The sequence below is a fragment of the Pseudomonas azadiae genome, from assembly GCF_019145355.1.
GTDB classification, from domain to species: domain Bacteria; phylum Pseudomonadota; class Gammaproteobacteria; order Pseudomonadales; family Pseudomonadaceae; genus Aquipseudomonas; species Aquipseudomonas azadiae.
In genome coordinates, this window is record NZ_JAHSTY010000001.1 from 1,031,735 (window position 1) to 1,050,021 (window position 18,287).

The following is an 18,287-nucleotide window of genomic DNA, read 5'->3' on the forward strand; positions in this document are numbered from 1 at the left end:
TGTCATTGGCAATGAAGGAAGGTTTAGCAGGTGAACCGGACCTGAGCAAACCCGGAAGGCGCATAAGCTATCTGTAGTGAGCGGGCTTGCCCCGCGCTGGGTGGCGAAGCCGCCCCAAACCAGTCGACTCAGATTTTTCTGAAACACCGAGGTGTCTTCTTTATGGGTCGGCTTCGCCACCCAGCGCGGGGCAAGCCCGCTCACTACAACAAAATGGACCACAACAGGCAAGGCAGCACACCGTTAGAACTGCGATTGTCGCGGCAGTCGCTGTGACAGCTCGTCCAACAGTTTTTGCTCGCGCTTGTCTTCCAGCGCTCTTGCCTCGTCGATGTAACGCTGCACCAGCTTGCGCAGCCCTTCGACACGGGCGAACGCCTGTTGCCAACTTTCGCGGGCTTTATCCAGGTTGTTCTGGTGCCATGCCAGGCTCTGGCGCTGCTGGCCGACGGCGGTTTCCAGCTGATTGAGAAAGCCCTGGTAACCCATCAGCCATTGGCCCGATACGCCTTTGGCACCACGGTCGATCCATTGCTGCTGGTACTCACTGCGAAAACGCTCCAGGTCGCCCAGCTTGCTTTCGGCCAGGCGCACCTGGCCCTGGAAGTAGCCCAGGCGTTGCACGGCGGTTTTCTCGGCCTTCTCGGCCATGTCCACCACCGGAGCCAGGCGTGCGGCGCGGCTGTTGGCCATGGCTTAGCCGCCCGGCGCGGGGGCGAAGATCGACTGCAGGTGCGCTTCGCTCTCGCCCATGCTGATGTTGTCGTTGAGGCCCTGGCGCAGGTAGGTCACCAGTTGCGGTTGCAGGGCGATGGCCAGGTCGGTCTCGCGATCACCACCGGCCACGTAGGCGCCGACGCTGATCAAATCGCGGCTTTGCTGGTAGCGCGACCACAACTGCTTGAACTGTTGCGCACGGGCCATGTGCTCCGGGGTGACCACCGCCGGCATCACCCGGCTGATGGACGCTTCGATGTCGATGGCCGGGTAATGCCCTTCCTCGGCCAGCCGCCGCGAGAGCACGATGTGCCCGTCGAGCACGCCCCGCGCCGAGTCGGCAATCGGGTCCTGCTGGTCATCGCCTTCGGACAGCACGGTGTAGAACGCGGTGATCGAACCACCGCCGGCCTCGGCGTTACCGGCGCGCTCCACCAGCTTGGGCAGCTTGGCGAACACCGACGGCGGATAGCCCTTGGTCGCCGGCGGTTCGCCGATGGCCAGGGCGATTTCCCGCTGGGCCTGGGCGAAACGCGTGAGCGAGTCCATCAGCAACAGGACGTTCTTGCCCTTGTCGCGAAAATATTCGGCGATGCGCGTGCAGTACATCGCGGCGCGCAGGCGCATCAGCGGCGCATCGTCCGCCGGCGAGGCGACCACGACCGAGCGCTTGAGGCCTTCTTCGCCGAGGCTGTGCTCGATGAACTCCTTCACCTCACGGCCCCGCTCGCCGATCAGCCCCACCACAATGATGTCGGCCTCGGTAAAGCGCGTCATCATGCCCAGCAACACCGATTTACCCACGCCGGTACCGGCGAACAGGCCCAGACGCTGGCCACGGCCGACCGTCAATAAACCGTTGATGCTGCGAATACCCACGTCAAGCGGCTGGCTGATGGGGTTGCGGTTGAGCGGGTTGATGGTGGGCCCGTCCATCGGTACCCAGTCTTCGGCCTTCATGCCGCCCTTGCCGTCCAACGGACGGCCGGCGCCGTCGAGCACGCGGCCGAGCATGCTCATGCCCATCGGCAGGCGGCCGGTGTCGGCCAACGGCACCACGCGGGCACCGGGCGCAATGCCGGCGATACTGCCCACCGGCATCAGGAAAATCTTGTTGCCGGAAAAGCCCATCACTTCGGCTTCGACCTGCACCGGGTGGTAGCTGTCGTCGTTGATCACCATGCAGCGGCTGCCCATGGCGGCACGCAGGCCCTCGGCTTCGAGGGTCAGGCCGACCATGCGCAACAAGCGTCCTTCGAGGATTGGCTGGCCGGGCAACTGCGTGGCGTCGGTGTAACCGCTCAAGCGCCTGGCGAAGCTGGTGCGATCAAGGCGCATCGGCGGCGTCCAGGTCCAGGCTCAGGTCGGGTTCGGCCGGGTTCAACACCTGCTCGTGGGCCTGGTCCAGCAGCTTGGCCATGATCTGGCTGATGCGGGTTTCCACCGTGGCATCGATGCGGCTATGCTCGGTCTCGACGCGACAGCCACCGGGCTGCAACGCGGCGTCCTCGACGATGCGCCAGGTTTCTTCATGGCGCTCGCGCAGGGCCTTGACCTGTTCGAAATCCTGCGGATTGATGTACAGCCGCACATTGCCGACGCCCAGGGGCAGCAGCTTGAGGGCTTCGCGCATGACGCTTTCGATCTGGCTGGAGTCGAGCACCAGTTCACGCTGGATCACCTGGCGAGCGATGTGCTGCACCAGGCCGACCATGGCTTTTTCGATCTGTGAGTCCTGCTCGGCGATGGGGTCGAACAGGCCGCCCATCAAGCGCTCCAGGCTGGCCAGCTTGACGCTCAGCGCCGCCTCCGCTTCCTGGCGCACCTTGAGGGTGGTGCTGCGAAAACCGTCTTTTTCACCGGCGGCGAAGCCTTCGTTGTAGGCCTCCTGGCGGATGCTTTCCAACTCTTCCAGGGTCAGTGGCTGGACTTCGTCCAGGGGCACTTCTTCCATTTCCACCGGCGGTTCGATCACCGGTTCCGGCTCGGGCTCCGGCACGTGCGGATCGAAACTGGGCAGCGACCAGATGTCGAACCCGCCGACGTCGCGGGCGCGAATCAGGTCGCTGGGTGCCTCATCTTTGCTCGACATCAGAGGCGCCTTAAATCATTTCTTCGCCGCCCTTCCCGCCGAGAACGATTTCTCCGGCTTCGGCCATACGGCGGGCAATGGTGAGGATTTCTTTCTGTGCGGTTTCCACGTCGCTGACGCGCACCGGGCCCTTGGCTTCCAGGTCGTCGCGCAACAGTTCCGAGGCGCGCTTGGACATGTTCTTGAAGATCTTTTCCTTGACGCCTTCGTCCGAACCCTTGAGGGCCAGCACCAGCACGTCGGAGGACACTTCGCGCAGCAACGCCTGGATGCCACGGTCGTCGACATCGGAGAGGTTGTTGAACACGAACATGAGGTCTTCGATCTGGCCGGACAGGGTGTCGTCGATCTCGCGGATCGAGTCCATCAACTGGCCTTCGACCGAGCTGTCGAGGAAGTTCATGATGTCGGCCGCACGCTTGATACCGCCCAAGGTGGTACGCGAGGCGTTCGAGTTGCCGGAGAACTGCTTCTCCAGGATGGTGTTCAATTCTTTCAAGGCCGCCGGCTGCACGGTGTTCAGCGACGACACGCGCAAGATGATGTCCAGGCGCACTTTATGGTCGAAGTGGCCGAGGACTTCACCGGCCTGGTCCGGGTCGAGGTACGCCACCACGATCGCCTGGATCTGCGGGTGCTCGTAGCGGATCACATCGGCGACGGCGCGTGGCTCCATCCATTTCAGGCTGTCGAGGCCGCTGGTGTTGCCACCGAGCAGGATGCGGTCGATCAGGCCGTTGGCCTTGTCTTCGCCCAGCGCCGAGGTGAGCATTTTGCGAATGTAGCTGTCGGAGCCGACGCCCAGGCTGGTCTGGTCGCCGACGATCTCGACGAACTCGCTCATCACCTGCTCGACTTGCTCGCGGTGCACATTGCGCATTTGCGCCATGGCCACGCCGACGCGCTGGACTTCTTTGGGGCCCATGTGACGCAGCACTTGGGCGGCATCGGTTTCGCCCAGCGACAGCAGCAGCACGGCGGCTTTGTCGACCCGGGAGAGCTTGGCAACAGCGGCTCGATCACTCATCTGCGTTAATCCACTCTTTCACGACCTGGGCCACACGGCCCGGGTCTTCTGCTACCAGACTCTTGATTGCGTTCAACTGAGCGTCATAGCCTTCGCTCGGGCTCGGCAACAGGATGCTTTGCGGGCCACCGAGGCTGACGCGGTCGTTGGCCAGTTCGCCGTCCAGGCCGCCCATGCCACCCAATTCGACGTCGCTGCCGCCAAAGGCCGCCAGTTGCTTGTTCTTGCCATTGCCGGTGATGTTGTTGAGCACCGGACGCAGCACGCCGAACACCAGTACCAGGATGAACAACACACCCAGCACTTGTTTGACGATGTCCCAGAACCACGGCTGCGTGTAGAACGCGGCTTCGGCAATGACTTCGCCACGCTCGGCGGAGAACGGCATGTTGATCACGCTGACGCTGTCGCCACGGCTGGCGTCGAAACCGACGGCGTCCTGCACCAGGCGGGTGAAGCGCGCCAATTCGTCGGCGCTCCACGGCGCACGTGTCACCGCGCCGTCAGCCGCATTGACCTTGACCTGGTCATCGACCACCACCGACACCGACAGGCGATTGACGCGGCCTTGCTGCTGCTTGACGTGGCTGATGGAACGGTCGAGCTCGAAGTTCTTGGTGGACTGGTTACGCTTGTCCGCCGGGTACGGCGCGAGCATCGGCTGGCCGGTGGCCGGGTCCATGATCTGCTGGCCGTTGGCGTCCAGCAAAGGCTGGCCCGCCGCAATCGCGCCGGCGGTCGCCGCGGCGCCACCGGTGGTTTGCGGGGCTGACGCTGGCGCCGGCGGCTGGTTGCTCAGGGCTCCCGGCACACCTTGCGGGCCATTGCTGGCGGTACGTTGTTCGCTGGTGGACTGCTCGCTGCGCAGCGCGGGCTGGTCCGGGTTGAACTGCTCGGACGTCGACTCGACGGCGCTGAAGTCCACGTCGGCGGACACTTCAGCCTTGTAGCGGTCGTTGCCCAATACCGGCTGCAGGATGTTATGCACACGCTGGGTGAGCATGCTTTCCATGCGGCGGCTGTAATCGAACTGCTTGCCGGCCTGGGTCAATGCGGAGTTCTCCGCCATGTCGGACAGCAGGTTGCCCTTCTGGTCGACCACGGTGATCTGCGATTTGCTCAATTCAGGCACGCTGGTGGCGACCAGGTTGATGATCGCCAACACTTGGCCAGGCTCCAGGGAGCGGCCGGAAAACAGTTCCACCAAAACCGAAGCGCTCGGCTTGCGCTCATCGCGCACGAACACCGAGCTTTTCGGAATGGCCAAGTGCACGCGGGCGCCCTTGACGTTGTTCAAGCTGGAGATGGTGCGCGCCAGTTCGCCTTCCAGCCCACGACGGTAGCGGGTGGCTTCCATGAACTGGCTGGTACCCAGGCCCTGGTCCTTGTCGAGGATCTCAAAACCGATGTTGGCATCCGACGGCGTCACACCGGCGGCCGCAAGCTTCATGCGCGCACGGGCCACATCGTCGGCCTTGACCAGCAGGGCGCCGGAGTTGGGCTCCACGGTGTAGGCGATGTCGGCGGCGGCGAGGGTTTCCATGATCTGCTTGGAATCCATGCCCGCCAGGCTACCGTACAGCGGCCGGTAATCGGGCTGCTGCGACCACAACACCACGGCAAAACCAATCGCCACGCTGGCAGCCAGGCCGACCATCAGGCCGACCTGACGCAACATGGTCATTTCCGAGAGGTTTTCCAGGAACGACAGGCCAAACAGCGGCGCCTTGCCTTCTGCCTTGGCGGGTACGTTGTCCACGACTGCTTCTGCCATGACTTAAATCTCGTCCTTAAACCGGCATCTGCATGATGTCTTGATAGGCCTGAACCAGCTTGTTACGCACCTGGGTCAAGGCCTGGAAGGACACGCTGGCTTTTTGCGAAGCGACCATCACGTCGGTGAGGTCCACGCCGCTTTTACCGATCTCGAAGGCGTTGGCCAACTGGCTGGACGCTTGTTGGGTGTCACTGACTTTATTGATGGCCGAACCCAGCATGTCGGCAAAACTGCTTTGGCCCAGTTGCGGCACCTGCGCGACGGATTTCGGCTGAGCCATGGCGTCCATTTGCATGGAGCGCATATCCAACATCAACCGATTGAACTCAATACCTTGGCTCATGACCTTCTCTCTCCGACAACCCGCAAATTTTTGACACTACGCAGCGATTACTAAGGGAGGTAGCAACAAGGGTGCCAGCTCTGGTTCAGCTCGTAAGAAAAGGCGACAAACCTTGTCGGCCCGGTTACCGGCACGCCGCTAGAAATCGCCCTGTAGTGAGCGGGCTTGTCGAATCGTCGCACCGCCCGCGCTGGGTGGCGAAGCCGCCCCAATCCAGGCGACCTTGTTCTATCTGGTACTCGGCGGTGTCTACATTGGGGCGGCTTCGCCACCCAGCGCGGGGCGAGCCCGCTCACTACAAGGTGTGTAGGGAGCTATGGCTATGGGGTGAAGTCAGGTGGCGAACAGATACGCTTCCACGTCCATCCCGGCGTCGCGCATCTGCGCCAGCTTGTAGCGCAGGGTGCGCGGGCTGATCCCCAGGCGCTCGGCGGCCTCTTTGCGGCGGCCGCGCTCGGCACGCAGGGTGTCGATGATCATCTGGAATTCGCGGCGGCGCAGGTCGTCGCCCAGGGCACCGGCGGGCTCCGCCTCCGCCACCAGTGGCGCGGGCGCCAGCGTGGGCAAGGGCGCCGCGCCGCTGCCCATGGCCAGGCAGAAATCCTGGGGTTGGATCAGGCCGCCCTGTTGCAGGATCAGCGCGCGCTGGATCGCGTTGTCCAGTTCGCGCACATTGCCCGGCCATGGATACGCGATCAGGCACGCCTGGGCCTCGGCCGACAGGCGCGCCTGGGCATGCTTCATTTTTTTGACGTGATTGTTCAGCAGACGCTCGGCCAGCGGAATAATGTCTGCCGGGCGCTCGCGCAATGGGCGCCAGGCCAGGGGGAACACCGACAGCCGGTAGAACAGGTCTTCACGGAAGCGCCCCGCCGTCACTTCGCCCGCCAGGTCGCGGTTGGTGGTAGCGACCACGCGGATATCCAGCTGGATCGGCTTGCGTGCGCCCACGCGTTCCACTTCGCGCTCCTGCAATACGCGCAGCAACTTGGCTTGCAGGCCCAGGGGCATTTCCGAAATTTCATCGAGCAGAATGGTGCCACCGTCAGCCTGTTCGAACTTGCCCGCCTGGGCGGCGATGGCGCCAGTGAACGAGCCTTTTTCATGGCCGAACAGCGTGGCTTCAAGCATGTTGTCGGGGATCGCCGCGCAGTTGATCGCGATAAACGGCTGCTTGGCACGGGTCGATTGCTGGTGGATATAACGCGCCAGCACCTCCTTGCCGGTGCCCGACTCGCCGGAGATCAACACGGTGGAATCGCTGCGCGCCACACGGGCCGCCAGCTCCAGCAATTGTGCGCTGGCCGGTTCGAAGGCAATCGGGCCCTCGCCTTCAGTGGCCGGGATCACGCCCAGGGCATGCCGCGCGACCAGCTCGATCAGCGCCTTGGGTTCGAACGGTTTGACCAGGTAATCCGCCGCGCCTTGGCGCATCGCGTCGACCGCGCGTTCGACGGCGCCGTGGGCGGTCATCAACAGCACCGGCAACTGCGGCTGGCGCGCGCGCAGCAGGCCTAGCAATTGGTGACCATCCATGCCAGGCATGTTCACGTCGCTGACCACCAGGCTGAAGGACTCCTGCTCCACCGCTTCCAAGGCGTCCTCGGCAGAACCGACCGCCCGGTAGTCATGGCCCGCCAACAGCAGCGTGTCAGCCAATGCTTCACGCAGGGCGCGATCGTCTTCCACCAACAGAACCTTGATAGCCATATCCTCTTTACTCCGCGCTTGCCGCGCATGAAAACAGCGGCAAGGTCATCAATGCACAGGTACCACGCCCCAGGCGCGAATGCAGCTGCAATTCTCCCTGATGCGCACGTGCCACGGCCTTGACCACGGTCAGGCCCAGGCCGGTGCCGTTGGTCTTGGTGGTAAAAAACGGCTCGCCCAAGCGGCGCAACACGGCCGGCTCGATACCGCTGCCGCTGTCGCTGATGCACAGGCGCAGGGTTTGCCCGCGGTTGTACAGGTGCACCTTGAGCCGCGCGCCGGTGCCGCTGGCCTGGGTGGCGTTTTCGATCAGGTTGAGCAGTGAACCGACCAGCGTGTCGCGGTTGCACAGCAGCTCACCGAGGTGGCTGTCGCATTGCCAGCGCACCTGGGCTTCATGAATATGGGTGGCGGCGGCCGCTTGCAGGGCCTGCATCAACTCGGCCGGCGTGAGGCGCTCGGTCAGCGGCAATTCACCCCGGGCGAACACCAGCATGTCGCGCACTTGGTGCTCCAGCTCATGCAGGCGCTCCTTGAGGCGACCGGCGAAGCGCTGGTGGGTCGCGGCGGGCAGTTGTTCGTCAGTCAAATGACTGGCGTAGATCAATGCAGCCGACAGCGGCGTGCGGATCTGATGCGCCAGGGAAGCGACCATGCGCCCCAGGGACGACAGCCGTTCGTGGCGCGCCAACTGGTCTTGCAGGTGCCGGGTTTCAGTCAGGTCGTTGAGCAGCACTAGCTGGCCGGGCTCCGCGTCCAGGGAACGGGTGGCGATGGACAACCGGCGGCCGTCCTTGAGGGAAATTTCATGGCCGTCGTCTTCACGCGGCGCAAAGCAGCGGGTGATCACATGGCGCCACAGCTGCCCTTCCAGCGGCAGGCCGAGCATGTCGCAGGCGGCCGGGTTGGCTTCGCGCACGCGGCCCTCTTCATCGATGACGATCACGCCGCCCGGCAACAGCGAGAGCAGGTTTTGCAGGCGGTTGGCCAGGCGTTCCTTTTCGGCCAGTTCTTGCATGCGCTGGGCGCTGACCACGGCCAGCTCGCCCTTGAGCTCGGAAACCCGGGCTTCGAGCAGGCTGTAGGAGTCGGTCAGTTGGCTCGACATCTGGCTGAACTGCGAGAACGCGTGTTCAAGCCCCTGGCGGGCCAGCGGCTCTACAGACGGAACGAGCCCCGGGATGGCTGGGGTTGAAGATACTTGGGCGGCGTGGGGCATCATGCTCTCTCGCTGGCTGACCGTCAGTTAAACGGAACGTTGCGAGGGCTGTAGCAATACCCGTGCCGAAAAAAAACCAGGGTGCCCGGCCTCGCCAATACAGTTTCGTTTTGACGAGTGGCTGTTGCCGTCAGACAAGGCGCAGCGACGACTCATAGCTGGCTATGGGGAGGAGCTGCAACGCAGTATGACGGCAACAGACGCCGTCAAAAACGGAACAGTATTGGCGAGGCCGGACACCCAAAATCAGTGGCTTGAAAAACAGGCGTCAATCATCCGCCTGTTCATCACCTTCTTTGCGGCTCATGCCGTACTTGCGCATCTTCTCCACCAGGGTGGTGCGACGGATACGCAGGCGCTCGGCGGCACGGGCGACGATGCCGTTGGCGTCGTCCAGGGCCTGCTGGATAAGGCCCTGCTCCAGGTTGCCGAGGTAGTCTTTCAGGTCCAAGCCTTCTGGCGGCAGCATGGCGGTGGAACCGAAGTCCGGGGTATGGCCGTTGATGGCAACCCGCTCTTCCATGTCGCTGCGCAAGCTGTCGACCAGTTGCTCGTCTTCATCGTCGACATAGCGGAATTTCTTCGGCAACTCGACCACACCGATCACCCCGTAAGGGTGCATGATCGCCATGCGCTCCACCAGGTTGGCCAGCTCTCGCACGTTGCCCGGCCAGGCGTGGCGGCACAGGGACATGATCGCGGCGGAATTGAAACGGATCGAGCCGCGCTTTTCGTGTTCCATGCGCGAGATCAGTTCGTTCATCAGCAGCGGGATGTCTTCCACGCGCTCACGCAGCGGAGCCATCTCGATGGGGAATACGTTAAGGCGGTAGTACAGGTCTTCGCGAAAGCTGCCGATCTCAATCATGCTTTCGAGATTTTTGTGGGTCGCCGCGATGATGCGCACGTCGACGCTCTGGGTCTTATTGCTGCCCACGCGCTCGAAAGTGCGCTCCTGCAACACGCGCAGCAGCTTGACCTGCATCGGCAGCGGCATGTCGCCGATTTCGTCGAGGAACAATGTGCCGCCGTTGGCCAGCTCGAAACGCCCGGCACGGCTGGTGATCGCCCCGGTAAAGGCACCCTTCTCGTGGCCGAACAATTCGCTTTCGAGCAGCTCCGCAGGGATCGCCCCGCAGTTGACCGGCACAAAAGGCCCGTCGCGGCGCTTGGAGTGATAATGCAGGTTGCGCGCAACCACTTCCTTGCCGGTGCCGGACTCGCCGAGGATCAGCACGCTGGCGTCGGTGTCGGCCACTTGCTGCATCATCTGGCGTACATGCTGGATGGCGCGGCTGGTGCCCACAAGGCTGCGGAACAGGTTGGGTTCGCGGTGGCGACCGCGCTCGCGGGCCTGATCGTACATCTCGCGATAGACCTGGGCGCGGTGCAGGGAGTCGAGCAATTTGCTGTAGCTGGGCGGCATTTCCAGGGTGGAGAGCACGCGGCGGCGCTGGTCTTCCGGCAGGTCGACAGAAGAAATATCGCCCATTAGCAACACCGGAAGGAACTCATCCCAGGAAGACAGTGTCTTTAACAAGCCCAAAATAGCGCCAGGAGCGTTTACCGTCCCGATCAGCACACAGATGACTTCACGGCTCGATGACAACGAGCTGACCGCCTGCTGCCAATCATGGCTGCCGCAGGGCAAATTTTCTTCCCCAAGAAAATTCAAAATCACCGCCAAATCGCGGCGGCGGACGCTATCGTCATCGATCAGCAGAATTTTGGTTTCACGCCACATGCAATAGCAACTTCCCTAGTAAAACTTCCTGCTCGGTGAGAGCAATCGAGACGGCTGTAGGACTTCTTACTCTATAGACGTCTGAAATCTTAAAACAGCACTAGTTAAGTCAAAAAAGCTGGCACGGTCAAATTTATGACGCGCCGGTCGGATTAACTGCGCCTGCTTCAACCGAACAGATGGTAGACCTTTGACGCGTTCTTCGCTTGGTTGATCTGCGACATCTCTTCGAAAATCGCCTGGCGCTCGCCCGTCGTCACCTCAAGCAACTGCTGGTACACCGTCAACAGGCTCTCAAGCTTCTCGCGCAGCGCATCTTCATCCACCGGCACTTCGCTGAGCACTTCGTCAATCACGCCACGACAGCCCATGTCCAGCTCGCCGATGGCGTCCCAGTTACGGTCCGCCAGCGCGCCGATCAGCGCCTCACGGGTTTCATCAATGCGTTGCAGTGCTTGGCTCATGACGTGTTCCTCAAGGCCCGAGGCCTTATTCTGCTGCTGCCTGTGGCGCCGCGATGGCGTCCCAGCCTTCTTTTACGGTGATCAGCAAGCGCGCCACTTCGTCGATCATGTCGGCGTCGTTATGCAGGTTCGCTTCCATCAGTCGGTTTGTCATATATGCATACAAACTTTCTAACTGCTGGACGTAAGCCGGGTTATCACTTTTTTCTGCATCCAGGCCGTCACGCAGGCCGATCACGATATCGATCGCCTTGCCGAGCATCAGGCCCTTGGCGGCGATATCACCTCGCGCCAGCGCACCCTTGGCCTGGGCCATGCGATCCAGCCCGCCTTCCATCAGCATCTGCACCAGGCGATGCGGGCTGGCTTCGGAGATCTGAGCATGGGAATTGACCTTCTGGTATTGGCGAAGGGCTCTCATGGGATTCATGTTTCTACCTCGTGACAGGCGACAGCGAAAAGGAATTCAGTAACCAATATGTCGACTGGCCCGCAAAAAGCTTTAGGGCCAGTCGTCAACGATAAAAAAAGGCCAGACAAGTGTCTGGCCGTTATCCACTCAAGGGATCAATTATTGGTCTTTGGGTTGTTCAAGGCATTGAGCGTGGTCATGACGCTGGTGCTTTGCTGGCGCAGCTGAGCGACCAGGGTGTCCATGGCGTTGTATTTGGCGGAGAGGCTGCTGGTGAGCAGGGTCATGCGCTCTTCCAGGGCCGCTTGCTGCTTGCCGATGTCTCTCAACGAATCCGATAGAGATGACGAGCGCGTGGCCAAGACGCCAGTGGTGGCCTTGGCGTAATCTTCGGTAGCACTTTTCATGCGCGCCAGCATACCGGTAGGGCCGGTGAACATACTGTTGATATCGGCCGCGTTGGTCTTCACCGCCGCGTCCCACTTCTTATCATCCAGCGTCAGCAAACCCGTGGTGGAACTGGTCGTCATACCAAACTGAGCCAGGGACTTGAGCTGGCCTGTCCCGGAGAGCATGTTGAACTCGTTGCGAATCGCAGACTGCAGCGAGCGCATGGTTGAATCGCCGGTCAGGGTCGCCGGGGTCGTGCTGCCATCCGCGTTCTTGGTGACCTTGGTTTCTGCGTTTATGGCGGTCATCAGCGCATTGTAGGTATCCAGGAAACCCTTCACGCCGGACTTGAGTGCCGTGTTGTTGGTGCTGACGGTAATAAGCGTGGCAGTGCGCTCAGAGTCAGGATCATTGGCAATCTTGGTCGGCGAAACCGTTACCAACGTGATGTCCACGCCACTCAAGGCGCCCGTGATGGTGTTGCTCGTGGAAACAGCCGGAATGCCATCGATGCTGTATTTGGCATCTTTGGGTGGGTCGATCACGGTCGCACCGACATCGAGCCCGGAGTTGCCGGACAGGGTGATGTCAGAACCGGTACCCATCTTGGTGGACGTCAGGATCAACCGCGAACCGTTCGAGTCGGTGAGAATGTTGGCACTCAGGCCCGCAGTCGAAAACTGCGTGTTGATCGAGTCGCGCACCTGCTGCAGGGTCGCCCCGGCAGGTATGCTCAGGTCGTAGCTCTTGCCAGACTGGGCAATGGTCAGCTTGGTCGCCGCGCCAGTGGCATTGACCACCGAAGAGGTACCATTCTTGAAAGTGGTGGTCGACAGCTTCGACGCTTGGGCCAGCTGATCGATAATCAGACGGAAACTGCCATTGGACGCCGTATTGCTGGCCTTCATGGTGGCGACTTTTTCATCCGAGGACGAGCCGGTCAACCCAGTGAAACTGCTGTCCTTGGCCATTGTGTCCAGGGCGCCACGGAAGGCATCCAGCGCCGCCTGAATCTTGCCGATCGAAGACAGCTGAGTGGTTGCCTTCGCAGAAGCGGTATTGATCTGCGATTGCTTGGGCACCTTTTCGGCATCGACCAAGGCAGTCACGATCTTTTGCGTATCGATGTTCGAACCGATACCACTTATGGTTGGACCTGCCATCTTCGTCTCTCCTGTTCGGTGGCTGCCGTTATCTTGACTCATGACACCTCAAGACAGTACAGCAACAAATTTCATGCCAGCTCAGACCTTGTCGTCAAACAACAAGTGACTTGCGCTGGAAAGGTTCTGGGCCAGTTTCAATGCCGTTTCCGACGGAATCTGGCGAATCACTTCACCGCTGTCGGTGGCGATGACCTTGACCACCACGCGATGAGTGGAGTCATCGATTGAAAAGTCCAGTTTACGCTCGGAAGCTTGTACGAATTCGCGAATATCAGTGACGGCTTTTTCCAGGTCGGCACGCTCAGCCTCTTTGCCTGCGGGCGCCACTTCCTGAACCTTGGCAATGCTCTTGTCGGCGGTCACCTGCACAGGTGCGCCTTGGGGGGCAACCGGCGGATAAGACTGGTTCAGCTTTACACTCATGTCCATGTCCAATCTCCTCTAAACCGAAAAAACGGAAGGGCACGTAGACGCGCCCTTCCGTTAGTTACCAAGCGCTGGTGTTACTGAAGCAGCTTCAGTACAGCGGATGGCAGCTGGTTAGCCTGCGACAGGATCGCGGTGGAAGCCGATTGCAGGGTTTGTTGCTTGGTCAGCTCGGCGGTTTCGGAAGCGAAGTCGACGTCCTGAACAGTGGAGCGTGCAGCGGTGGAGTTCTTCTGAATGTTCTGCAGGTTGTCTGCAGTGGTCGTCAGACGGTTCTGGGTAGCACCCAGGCCCGAACGAACGCTGTCGATGGTGCCGATGGCTTTGTCGATGACAGCCAGGGCGTTTTGGGCCTTGGCGGCGTCGGTCACGTCGGTTTGAGCGATGGTGGTTTTGGTCGACGACACGGTAGCGGCAGAGAACAAGTCCGAAACACCTGTACCGGCATCGCTCAGCGAGTAGCCTTTGGCAGAATCGAGGGAGACCTGACCGGTCACAACGATCGCGGCAGCACCCAATGCAGCTGGGGTTGCGAATGCACCTGCGCCATCTTTCGCGCCAACCAGGATGTTGGCCTGAGCGTTGGCATCAGCGCCAGCGAACGACAGGTTTTCGCCGGAATCCGACTTAACCGACAGGCTCTTGTTAGCTTCGTCGTAGTTGACGCTGATACCCAGCTTGGCAGCGTTGGATTTCAGTTGGTCAGCCAGACCAGCCAGGTCGGTAACGCCCACGAAGCTCACTGCACCGCTAGAACCTACAGCCAGGGTGAAGTTCGACGGAGTTGCAGCACCCACTTCCAGCTTAACTTCAGTGCTGGCGGTAGCGGTCAGGCCGCCGATAGAACCGTTCAGGCCGGCAGCGATATCTTTTGCCGAGGCAGCAGCAGCGTAGTTAACGGTTTTGGTTTGGCCATTACCGGTAACAGTGATGGCGCCGCCAGCCAAGCCAGTTGCGCTAGGCACGATGGCTTTGCTTTTGACTTGCTGCGAACCAATGGTGTTGGCCGAAACGTTTTCCAGGCTCAGGTTGATGGTTTCGTTAGCGTTTGCGCCAACCTGGATGGCTTTGGTACCGTACGAACCGTCCAGCAGCTTCTGGCCACCGAAAGTAGTGGTTTGCGAGATACGGGTCAGTTCCGAAGTCAGAGCCTGGTATTCGTCGTTGTTCGACTTACGGTCGTCAGGGCTGAGGGAGCCAGTTGCCGAAGACAGAGCCAGGGTACGCATTTTTTGCAGGATGTCGGTCGAAGCCTGCATCGCGCCTTCAGCGGTCTGAGCGATCGAGATACCGTCGTTCACGTTCTTGACTGCTTGGCCCAGGCCGTTGATCTGGCTGGTCAGACGGTTAGCGATCTGCAGGCCGGCAGCGTCGTCTTTAGCGCTGTTGATACGCAGGCCGGAAGACAGGCGCTGCATGGAAGTGGCCAGGGCGCCGCCAGCTTTGTTCAGGTTGCCCTGAGTAGTGATCGAAGCAATGTTGGTGTTTACTGTTAAAGCCATGACGAAATCCTCGTTGGATGGATACTGCGGCTTCCGGCCCTGGCAACCGCCGGGTGTGGCCTGAGAACCTACGTAATAGTTATCGTCGTGGGAGCCGGTTGCTTGAGGGTTTTTTTGAAATTTTTTACTAGCACCGTGCCACCCCTTGCATTTCAATGGGTTACAGCAGCCCAAAGCCCCGGATTCATTGACCTTTCTGGCGCCAATAAAAAACGCCGGTGATTACACGATCAGTATCACCACTGAGGCGGACGACATTTCACACCTCTCCCCCACCTCCTGACCTATAAGCCTGCCTTGAGTGGACATAACTTTCAGTAGCTTGCGAATCTCTTGTGGCGAGCGGGCTTGCCACAACAAGCCCGCTCGCCACAGACCCACAGAGATGTAGGGCGATCGCCCAATAAAAAACGCCCATCACCTTTCGGTCATGGGCGTTTTTTATACAGCCTGTTAGCGTGTCACGGGCGATAAAGAATCGCCGAACCCCACGACAGGCCCACACCAAAACCGCTGATGGCCACGCGCTTCCAGGTGGCGTCCATCACGTGCTTTTCCAGCAGCAATGGAATGCTCGACGACACGGTGTTGCCGGTCTCGACCATGTCCTTGATGAACTTGTCCACCGGCGCATCTTCAAAACGCCGCGCCACGGCATCGACGATGGCCGCACTGCCCTGATGAATACAGAACGCATCGATGTCGTCAGCCTTGAGATCCGACTCATTAAGCAGCTCGTGCAGGTGCGCGGGCACCTTGAGCAAGGCGAAGTTGAACACCTGGCGGCCGTTCATGAAAAACACGCCGTTGCTGACCTTCAGGTGCGGCGCGCCGGAGCCGTCGGTGCCGAACTTGGCTTTGCCCAACAACCACGGCGCATCTTCGCCCATCCAGGTGGCGGTGGCCGCATCACCAAACAACATGGTGGTGTTGCGATCTTCCGGGTCGACAATCTTCGAGTACGGGTCGGCAGTGACCAGCAGGCCGTTTTTCAGGCCGGCGGCTTCCATGAAGCCCTTCATCGCGTAGATGCCGTAGACGTAGCCGGAGCAGCCCAGGGAAATATCAAACGCCGCGACATGCGTCGGCAGGCCCAGTTTGTCCTGGACGATGGCCGCGGTGTGGGGCAAGCCCTCTTCGTCACCGTTCTGGGTGACGACGATCAGCGCGTCAATCGACTCGCGCTTCAAATCGGGGTTGTTGGCAAACAAAGCGTTGACCGCCTCGACACACAGATCGGAGGTTTCCTGCGCAGCTTCCTTGCGCGGCAGGAATGCTGAACCGATCTTGCCAATGATGAATTCTTCATCCTTGGCGAACTTCGCACCCTGGGCGTAGTTATCGATACCGTCTGCCGGCACGTAACTGGCGATGCTTTTTATGCCAATCATTGTGGCTTCCCAATACTAAATAGCTGGAGAACACCCCAGGACCTACGCCCGGCGTGCTGACAATAAAGGGGATAACCCCATAAAAATCTCGCTGAAAGCCGTCCCGCAAGGATCCTGTGACGACTTGTCCTTCTCACACGATACAGTGAAGATGCGCTTTATGACCCGCAGGTCACCTAATTTTGTGTGCTTTATGCAAAACCTTCAAACCATTAACCCCCACAAACGACAACGGCCCGCCCTGTTTCCAGGGCGGGCCGCTTGACGTAACGCCGCTTACATCTTGTTGAACAGGCTCAACTGCGAGATTTTCACGAAGGCCAGCTGCGAGGCTTCCAGCATGGTCTGCTGCAGGGTCAGGTTGATCGCCGCTTCGCCCATGTCGATGTTCGCCAGGGCACTCATCGTGGTCTTGTTGGCCAGGCCCACGCTTTGATTCTCGGAGGCCTGCACATTTAGCGCGTTCTGCCGGGCACCGAGGGAGCCACGCACGTTGTCGACCTGGTCGGCCGAACTGGTCAGGTTACTGACCGCCGCGTTCAAAGCATCCTGCAGCTTCACCCGTGCACCGGGGATGCCATCGGCCGGCAGTTCAAGGGCCTTGCGCAACTGGCTCAGGGTGTCGAGGGCGCTCTGGGTTTTCTGGGTGCTGGCGCCGACCGAAAACTGATCGCCGACCGCAGGCGCGGCACTCAGGCCAAAGGTCACACCGGCCGCCGTGATGGAATTGGGCGTGGTCGTCGTGTCGATGACACCCGAGTCAATCGCCTTGCTGTTGGCGCTGTACGGCTGCGCAAACACCTGGAACGCCGACGGGTCAGTGTCGCTGAACTTGATCAGCACACCGCTGTTGGCCGGAAAGGTGCTGGCATAGTTGGCCGGGCTGCTGACCGTGGCGTTGGTCAACTGGGTCGCCGAGGCGTTGCTCGCGGTTCGCGACACGTTGAACACGTCCGGCTTGGCCGCCAGGCTGAACTCGCGGCCTGCAACCATCGCATCGGCAACAGGCCCGGTGGATATGTCGGTGAGGTCGACGGCTATATCGAACTTGACCCCGCGCAGGTTGATGCTGGCGCTGCCTTCCTTGGTGGCATCAAAGGTACCGTTGCCTGGGAGCTGCGAGGTGATGTCGTTGTTGTCTTTGTCGCGCACCACGTATTGGGTGCTGCTGGTGAAGGTCAGCTTGTAGGGCTGGCCGTCGGCGAACGACTTGGTGTAATCGACACTGGAGGTCACCAACCCGGCCGAAATGGAGACTTTCTTGTCATCCACCGCAGACGGCGTGGTCGCAGGTGGCACCGGCGCAGGCGTGGTGTACTGGGTCTGGGTGCGACTGTTGTTGGCCGCCCCTTCCAGAATGGTCTTGCCGGTGTCGCCCGTGCGCACGCTCAGGGTTTCGGACACTTGCAGGCTCAGCTCGTTTTCGTCGCCTTGATAGTTGTAGGTGCCGTCAATGTTGCGCGCGTACGGCGGGGTGTCGGTCTTGGAGCCGGAGAACAGAAAGTTGCCCGACGCATCCTTACTGTTGAGCAAGCCCAGCAGTTGGTCCTCAAGGGCACCCACCTCCACCGAGATGGATTTGCGGTCGGCATCGCTGGTCACGCCACCGGCCTTCAACGCCAACTGGCTGGCCGCCTGGATCGTCTGGGTGACTGCCTGCAGCACGCTTTCTTCGTTGGTCAGCGCACTCTGGATGTTGGTGATATTGCCGCTGAACTGCGCCAGCATATCTTTCTGCTGCTGCAACATGAGCAAACGCTGCGCGGCCACCGGGTCATCCCCAGCGGTTTGCACGCGCACGCCGGAGCTCGCCTGCTCTTGTGCCTTGACCACACCGGAATAGTTGTTCTGGTACTTGGCGGCACTGGTGTCGAAAAATTGCTGTGTAGAAATGCGCATCGTCCCAG

At 60.8% G+C, this 18,287-nt stretch carries 16 protein-coding genes; all 16 read right to left on the bottom strand.

Annotation, left to right across the window (positions count from 1 at the left end):
- Positions 1-243: 243 nt before the first annotated feature.
- Entirely contained in the window at positions 244-693 is a 450-nt protein-coding gene (gene fliJ / locus KVG91_RS04565) for a flagellar export protein FliJ (RefSeq protein WP_076952986.1), read from the bottom strand.
- Between the two features lie 3 nt (positions 694-696).
- Positions 697-2,055 carry a flagellar protein export ATPase FliI gene (gene fliI / locus KVG91_RS04570; protein WP_169375080.1) on the bottom strand — a complete coding sequence of 453 codons (1,359 nt, stop codon included), beginning with the start codon at positions 2,053-2,055 and terminating at the stop codon, positions 697-699.
- The gene (gene fliH, locus KVG91_RS04575) at positions 2,045-2,809 is read right to left on the bottom strand and encodes a flagellar assembly protein FliH (protein ID WP_076952984.1); all 765 of its coding nucleotides are present in this window, start codon (positions 2,807-2,809) and stop codon (positions 2,045-2,047) included. Before fliH ends, fliI begins: the two co-directional genes overlap by 11 nt.
- A gap of 10 nt (positions 2,810-2,819) precedes the next feature.
- Positions 2,820-3,836 (bottom strand): flagellar motor switch protein FliG, encoded by a 1,017-nt coding sequence (gene fliG / locus KVG91_RS04580; RefSeq protein ID WP_017527617.1) that lies wholly within the window; start codon positions 3,834-3,836, stop codon positions 2,820-2,822.
- Positions 3,829-5,610: a flagellar basal-body MS-ring/collar protein FliF gene (gene fliF / locus KVG91_RS04585; protein WP_169375081.1), complete on the bottom strand. Its 1,782-nt coding sequence runs from the start codon at positions 5,608-5,610 to the stop codon at positions 3,829-3,831. The genes fliG and fliF overlap by 8 nt, the downstream gene beginning before the upstream one ends.
- A 16-nt stretch (positions 5,611-5,626) precedes the next feature.
- A complete protein-coding gene (gene fliE, locus KVG91_RS04590; RefSeq protein ID WP_076952981.1) occupies positions 5,627-5,956 on the bottom strand; it encodes a flagellar hook-basal body complex protein FliE in 330 nt (109 codons plus the stop codon).
- A 333-nt stretch (positions 5,957-6,289) separates the two neighbouring features.
- Positions 6,290-7,666 carry a sigma-54-dependent transcriptional regulator gene (locus KVG91_RS04595; RefSeq protein ID WP_169374637.1) on the bottom strand — a complete coding sequence of 459 codons (1,377 nt, stop codon included), beginning with the start codon at positions 7,664-7,666 and terminating at the stop codon, positions 6,290-6,292.
- Between the two features lie 7 nt (positions 7,667-7,673).
- Entirely contained in the window at positions 7,674-8,885 is a 1,212-nt protein-coding gene (locus KVG91_RS04600) for a sensor histidine kinase (RefSeq protein ID WP_169374642.1), read from the bottom strand.
- 268 nt (positions 8,886-9,153) lie between these two features.
- Complete coding sequence (locus KVG91_RS04605; protein WP_169374638.1) at positions 9,154-10,629, bottom strand: sigma-54 dependent transcriptional regulator; 1,476 nt, start codon at positions 10,627-10,629, stop codon at positions 9,154-9,156.
- Between the two features lie 167 nt (positions 10,630-10,796).
- Positions 10,797-11,093 carry a flagellar protein FliT gene (locus KVG91_RS04610; RefSeq protein ID WP_169374639.1) on the bottom strand — a complete coding sequence of 99 codons (297 nt, stop codon included), beginning with the start codon at positions 11,091-11,093 and terminating at the stop codon, positions 10,797-10,799.
- Positions 11,094-11,118: 25 nt separating this feature from the next.
- The gene (fliS, locus tag KVG91_RS04615; RefSeq protein WP_076952977.1) at positions 11,119-11,523 is read right to left on the bottom strand and encodes a flagellar export chaperone FliS; all 405 of its coding nucleotides are present in this window, start codon (positions 11,521-11,523) and stop codon (positions 11,119-11,121) included.
- 137 nt (positions 11,524-11,660) lie between these two features.
- Complete coding sequence (gene fliD / locus KVG91_RS04620; protein WP_169374640.1) at positions 11,661-13,058, bottom strand: flagellar filament capping protein FliD; 1,398 nt, start codon at positions 13,056-13,058, stop codon at positions 11,661-11,663.
- A gap of 81 nt (positions 13,059-13,139) precedes the next feature.
- A complete protein-coding gene (locus tag KVG91_RS04625; protein WP_169374641.1) occupies positions 13,140-13,490 on the bottom strand; it encodes a flagellar protein FlaG in 351 nt (116 codons plus the stop codon).
- A 74-nt stretch (positions 13,491-13,564) separates the two neighbouring features.
- Positions 13,565-14,989: a flagellin N-terminal helical domain-containing protein gene (locus KVG91_RS04630; protein ID WP_169374643.1), complete on the bottom strand. Its 1,425-nt coding sequence runs from the start codon at positions 14,987-14,989 to the stop codon at positions 13,565-13,567.
- A gap of 461 nt (positions 14,990-15,450) precedes the next feature.
- On the bottom strand, positions 15,451-16,380 hold the full coding sequence (locus tag KVG91_RS04635; protein ID WP_169374661.1) for a ketoacyl-ACP synthase III: 930 nt from the start codon (positions 16,378-16,380) through the stop codon (positions 15,451-15,453).
- A gap of 276 nt (positions 16,381-16,656) precedes the next feature.
- Complete coding sequence (locus KVG91_RS04640; RefSeq protein ID WP_169374662.1) at positions 16,657-18,279, bottom strand: flagellar hook-associated protein 3; 1,623 nt, start codon at positions 18,277-18,279, stop codon at positions 16,657-16,659.
- Positions 18,280-18,287: the final 8 nt, after the last annotated feature.